6 protein-coding genes are annotated in these 5,638 nt (G+C 62.5%); 1 reads left to right on the top strand and 5 read right to left on the bottom strand.

Going from position 1 to position 5,638, the window contains the following annotated elements; all coding sequences use genetic code 11:
- On the bottom strand, positions 1-295 hold a 295-nt coding region (locus tag KDH09_04220), incomplete at its 3' end, for a hypothetical protein (GenBank protein ID MCB0218876.1).
- A 395-nt stretch (positions 296-690) separates the two neighbouring features.
- On the opposite strand from KDH09_04220, the gene KDH09_04225 reads away from it, so the two are divergent.
- Complete coding sequence (locus tag KDH09_04225) at positions 691-1,125, top strand: CBS domain-containing protein (protein MCB0218877.1); 435 nt, start codon at positions 691-693, stop codon at positions 1,123-1,125.
- Here the strand turns inward: KDH09_04225 and KDH09_04230 are convergent.
- The 4 genes from KDH09_04230 to KDH09_04245 form a co-directional block, all read right to left on the bottom strand.
- Complete coding sequence (locus KDH09_04230) at positions 1,122-1,679, bottom strand: hypothetical protein (protein MCB0218878.1); 558 nt, start codon at positions 1,677-1,679, stop codon at positions 1,122-1,124. The two genes, KDH09_04225 and KDH09_04230, sit on opposite strands and share 4 nt — an antisense overlap.
- Before the next feature lie 138 nt (positions 1,680-1,817).
- Positions 1,818-3,986, bottom strand: a complete 2,169-nt coding sequence (locus KDH09_04235; GenBank protein MCB0218879.1) for a molybdopterin-dependent oxidoreductase — start codon at positions 3,984-3,986, stop codon at positions 1,818-1,820.
- A gap of 26 nt (positions 3,987-4,012) precedes the next feature.
- Positions 4,013-5,350 (bottom strand): aminopeptidase P family protein, encoded by a 1,338-nt coding sequence (locus KDH09_04240; GenBank protein MCB0218880.1) that lies wholly within the window; start codon positions 5,348-5,350, stop codon positions 4,013-4,015.
- Positions 5,351-5,415: 65 nt separating this feature from the next.
- On the bottom strand, positions 5,416-5,638 hold a 223-nt coding region (locus KDH09_04245), incomplete at its 5' end, for a tRNA glutamyl-Q(34) synthetase GluQRS (GenBank protein ID MCB0218881.1).

Genomic DNA, 5,638 nt, shown 5'->3' on the forward strand with positions numbered 1-5,638 from the left:
CCAGCTCGATGATTTTATCGGGCACGCGCGAGAGCACTTCAGCATCGCAGGCGTCGCCGATGTCGCGCATCATGACGACGAGCTCGTCGTTCTCATCGATCTTGCGCGGCGTTTCATCCTGTTTTCGTTTGGTAATGCCGGCAGCGGAAACAAGGCGGCCCTGTTTGTCGAATTCATCGACCTGAAAGGGTATCGGCGTTGGACGCCCGTCCTGACAGGTGAGCACGGAGAGGCCGACGGGATCGGCGCCAAGGAACTCGGGCACATCCTTGCCGATGAGCCGTACGGGAAGCACGTGTGCGCTGGTCGGAGTTTTGCTGAGTGAAGAGGCGCTGGCCGCGCCGGCACAAAGGCAGCAGGCTAGTGCTGCAAAAGGCATCAAACATCGCCGAAAGGCAGGCATTTGCGATATTCCCTTCAAAGAGCCCATTGCCGGTCCCGCCTGCCCGCAGTTTCAATGGTGCTCTGTCCCCGGCGTCACGCCTCGATGATGTCCGCCGTTGGCGTATAGTTCAAGTGCCAAATAGCGCCGCCCCTGGCAGGCGTGGAACCCCCGAGAAAACGCTTGTTTGGAGGGCGGGACTCAGGGCACAATTCAGGGAGCGTCTGCGTCAACCAAACCGAACTCCGGGTTGACATCAATGTATAACAGCAGCGAGACCCGCGGGTTCATCATGGAAGGAGATCTCCATGAAACGAACACTGGCGGATTTACTCGAAAAAAAGGGTTCCCAGATTTATTCGATCACTCCCGATGCGACCGTGTACGACGCGGTCAAAGTGATGGCCGAGCGTAGCGTGGGTGCCCTGTTGGTGATGGAGGGGGAGCAACTTGTGGGAATGCTCTCCGAGCGCGACTACGCCCGCCGCGTGATCCTGGAGGGACGCTCCTCGAAAAACACGGCCGTGCGGGAAATCATGACGGCGCGGGTCGTCTACGGGCGGCCCGAGCAGAGCGTCGAGGACGCCATGGCCATCATGTCGGAAAAGAAGTTCCGGCACCTGCCCGTGATGAAGGATGAAAAGGTTGTCGGGATTGTTACGCTCGGCGACGCGGTCAAGGAGCTGCTCTCGGAAAAAGAGTTCCTGATCGAGCAGCTCGAAAACTACATCAGCGGTTGTTAGGACGCGAGCGCGCTCTCAAGCACCGGCCAGCAGCTCTCCGACCATTCGCGGGCGTTGTCCATCACGACGCCGAGCGTCGCCAGATAGATGAGCGCGTCCTGCTTGTCGTATTCCTTCGAGAGTTTCTCGAAGGCTGCGCGCACGGCGTCCTCACCGGGCACTTCGTAGTCTTTCTCATCAACAGTCACGTGGCCGTCGTCGTTCTCGATGTTCCATTCGGCAAGAAAGGCCTTCATCAGCTCGCGCCGGGCAGCGAAGTGGTAGGCAATGAGCGCACTCTGGATTGCCTGCTCCATGTTGGCGTGCTTGCTGAAGCGGATGAGGTAGGTGGCCTTCTGGTCGGGCTTCTGTTTGCGCAGGCTCTGGGGGCGAAAGCGCATGTGGCCTGCCAGCATGATCTCGGCAGCCTGGCGCTCGGTGTCGTTGGAGTCGCCCTCCCAGAATGAAACTGCAGCCGCCTTGCGACGATCATCGTCCATCAGCTCCCAGAAAATTCGGGTTGCCGTCCAGTCGGGAGTCTTCTGTGCCAGTTGTTGCCGGTCGCGCTTCGCCATGGGTCGCCTCGTTGTGCTCGAAAAATCACCCGACCTTTCGGGCTCGGGCGGGCCGACTCTAGCCGCTGCCCGCCCGGATGTCGAAGCAGGAAAAAGGGCGGCTTGCGCCGCCCTTTTGTCGCCTCAAGCAGGACTCAATCAGGCCGAGGCCACCGTTACAGGCACCCCGTTGAGGATGGCCTGCCCGATCACCGGCTCGACATGCTGGTCATCGGTGAGATCGTTGACGCTCACGCCCGGATTTTCGCTGGCGACCGAGAGCTGCACGCCCTTGCGACCGTGTCCCCAGCCGTGGGGCAGGCTCACCACGCCGGGCATGATCTCTTCGGAAACCGTCAGGGCCGTGACCACCTTGCCGACCCGGCTTTCGATCTGTACCTGCTGACCGCCTTCGAGACCGAGCTTCGCGGCATCTTCAGGATTCATGATCAGGTTGCAGCGGTTTTTGCCCTTGATGAGCGTCTTGGAGTTGTGTACCCAGGAATTGTTGGTGCGCAGATCGCGTCGCCCGATGAGCATGAGTTCGCCGTTTTCACTCTTGGCCATGAGATCGTCGCGATACTTCGCCAGGCGCGGGAGCTCGTCTCGCACCACAGCGTGGTCGAGCTCGATGCGCCCGGACTTGGTGCGGCAGAGCCGGTCGAGGGAGGGCTTGAGCGGCCCGAGGTCGATGCCCTCGGGAGTGTCGATGAGCTTCTTGAGGCTCAGGCCGTCCTTGCCGGGAATGAACTTGTCGCCGTAGGGGCCGGTGCGCAGCATGATGTCGAGAATCCGTCGCGGCGTGGGGGCGAGCTTGCGCTTGCGAGCGAAATTGAAGGCCGCGCGCTTTACCGGATTCTTTTCCTTGAGGGCCTGAATGCGCAGCATCAGGTTGCTGAGAATCTGCCAGTCGGCGGGCTGATCGTTCTCGGGCTTGAAGACCGCCTGGGAGAACTTCGAGGTGTTGTGCACCGCCAGCATGTGGAAGGCGGCCTCGTAGTTGTCCTGTTCGAGCGACCAGGCCGGCGGGAGAATGATGTCGGCGTGGCGGCTCGTCTCGTTGATGTAGATGTCGATGGCGACGTAGAACTCCAGGCTCTCGAATGCTTTGTCCAGACGCGTGCCGTTGGGCGTGGAGAGAATCGGATTGCCCGCAATGGTGAGCATCCCGCGAATCTGTCCCTCGCCGGGGGTGAGCATCTCCTCGGCCAGGCAGCTCACCGAGAGTTCGCCATTGAACTCGGGGATCCCGCGCACGCGGCTCTTCCAGCGATTGTAACCGCCGGCCTGCCCGCCGCGGGCGGCAAGGCCCGGCAGATCGACTGCGGGGGTCGCGAACATGGAGCCGCCGGGCGTGTCGAAGTGCCCGGTCACCATGTTGAGCGTATTCACCAGCATGCTGACCAGCGTGCCGAACTCCTGCACGCAGGCGCCGATGCGCGCGTAGATCGCCGCGCGCGGGGTTCGTGCATATTCGCGGGTGAGCTGGCGGATCGTGCCGGCGGGGATCCCGAGTGGTTTCTCCACCGACTCGGGACTGAAGGGCTGGACGAGCTCGCGCAGCTTCGACTCCCCAGAGAGCCTTCCGCTGGCCGGGCAGGTTCCGGTGAGGTCTTCCTCGAAGACGATGTGCAGCATTGAAGCCAGCAGCAACGCGTCGTGACCGGGACGAATGAAGACGTGCTGGTCGGCCATGCGCGCGGTCTCGGTCTCACGCGGGTCGATCACGACGATCTTGCCGCCGCGCTTCTGGATGGCCTTCAGACGGTTGCGGATATCAGGCGCCGTCATCAGGCTACCGTTCGAGGCCAGCGGATTGGCGCCCATGATGATCAGATGGTCAGTGCGCTCGATGTCGGGAAGCGGCAGGGCCAGAATGCTGCCGAAGTGGAACAGGCTCGAAGCGTGATGAGGGTTCTGGTCGGCGGAGCTGGCGCTGAAGCGGTTTTTCGAGTGGATCGACTTGACCAGCGTCACCCCATAGAGCGCGGTGGCGAAGTTGTGAGCCGTGGGGTTGCCGATGTAGCTGCCCATGGCGTTCTCGCCATAGCGCTTCTGAATGCTCACGATGCGCTCGGCCGTTTCGCTGAGCGCTTCTTCCCAGGAAATTTCCTTCCACTCATCGCCCACGCGCTTCATCGGCGCCCGCAGGCGATCGGGATCGTGGTGGATGTCGCGCAGCGCAAAGGCCTTGGGGCAGATGTGGCCCCGGCTGAACGGGTCGTTCTTGTCGGCGCGGATGTCGACGACCTGTTTGTCCTCGACATCGATGAGCAGCCCGCAGGTCGCCTCGCACAGGTTACAGGTCTTGTGATGAGTGGTTCGCATACTCTCCCTCATTTTCCCAGACGGACTCAGCCGCTGCAGATCGATTCGATGTCTTCGACGCTCTTGGGCGTCACGGTCAGGTTCTTTGGCTTTCCGGCGGTGACCAGGATGTCGTCCTCAATGCGGATGCCGCCGAAGTTGTAGTAGCGCTCTGTTTTCTCGAAGTTGATGCGCCGCTTGTGCTTGCGGCGCACGGCGGGATCGTCGAGCAGCGCCGGGATGAAATACAGTCCCGGCTCCATGGTGATGACAAACCCCGGTTCGAGGCGCGCGTGGTAGCGCAGCTTGCCATTTCGCCGCACCGGAATCCGGCGCTTTTTCCCGCCGGTAACATCGTGTACGTCGAGGCCAAGCATGTGACTCAATCCGTGGGGGTAGAACGCCCGCACGACTTCACTCTCCACCAGCTCGTCCGTGCTTCCCCGCACCAGGCCCAGGTCGCGCAACCCCTCGGCGCTCACGCGCTCGGATTCCTTGTGGAGTTCGAGGCTTGTAACGCCCGGACGCGCGCGATCGATGCAATGCTTCTGCACCGCCAGCACGAGCTCGTAAATGTCGCGCTGGCGGGCGGTGAACTTGCCGCTGACGGGAAAGGTGCGGGTGACATCGGCGGTGTAGCCGTGCATTTCCGCCCCCGCGTCGATGAGCAGCAGATCGCCCTGCTTGAGCTTCTGGTTGTTGTGGTGATAGTGGAGCACGCCGCTGCTGGCGCCGCCGGCGACGATGGAGCCGTAACCCACATGGAAGGCGCCGGCCTTGAGGAACTCTCGTTCGAGTTCGGCCTGCACCTCGTATTCATACATGCCCGGGCGCGCGGCCTTCATCGCGGCAACATGACCGGCGGCGGTCGCCTTGTTGGCGGCGCGAATGAGCGCGACCTCATCTGCGGACTTGAATGCGCGCAGCTCGCAGAGCTGGTCGTCCAGCTCTGCCTTGGTGATTTTGAGGCCTTTGAGCGCGGCACGCACTTCCGAGGGCAGCGGCCCTTCGGCGTGGCAGAGCTTGTAACCCTTGCGCGCCGCGCGAATGGCGCTCGGCAGCTCGTCGATGTAGGCGACGTGCTTTGCGCCAAATCGTTTGCGCGCTTCCTTGAGATCGGGAATGTGGCCCAGCCAGACCGCATGTTCCTGCGTGAGCTTTGGAATGAACAGGGTTTCGGCGCGGCGCTTCGGATCGAGCAGCAGCGCGTAACCGGGCTCTTCAACCCCCGTGAGATAGAGGAAGTTGGAGCTCTGCCGGTACTGGTGGTGGACGTCCCCGTTGCGAATCACTTCGGGGGCGCTGGTGAGCAGGATGAGTCCGCCCGGGAGGCGTTTCATCAGGTTGCGGCGGTTGTTGGCATGCAGTTTCATCGGGAGCGGCATTATACCGCCCCGGCGGGCCCCCGCCAGTGAGGGCTGACCCCTCCCGGGCGATGCGCAGGCAAGTTTCAGCGGAGCAGGGAAAGCGGGTCCACGCGGGTATCTGCGGCCTTGAGACCCTCCAGAGAGAATCCAGGGAGCAAATCGGCCGGGGTCGCGGGTTCCGGGCGCTCGATGAGTCCGGCCGAGTGGGCGAGAAAGCCCACGATCTCGGTGGCGCTGCACCCCGCCTGCTGGAGGCTCCCCACGCACACATCGCGCTCGCGCTTGGAAAATTTCTCCCCCGAAGTC

The sequence above is a fragment of the Chrysiogenia bacterium genome (assembly GCA_020434085.1).
Lineage (GTDB): Bacteria > JAGRBM01 > JAGRBM01 > JAGRBM01 > JAGRBM01 > JAGRBM01.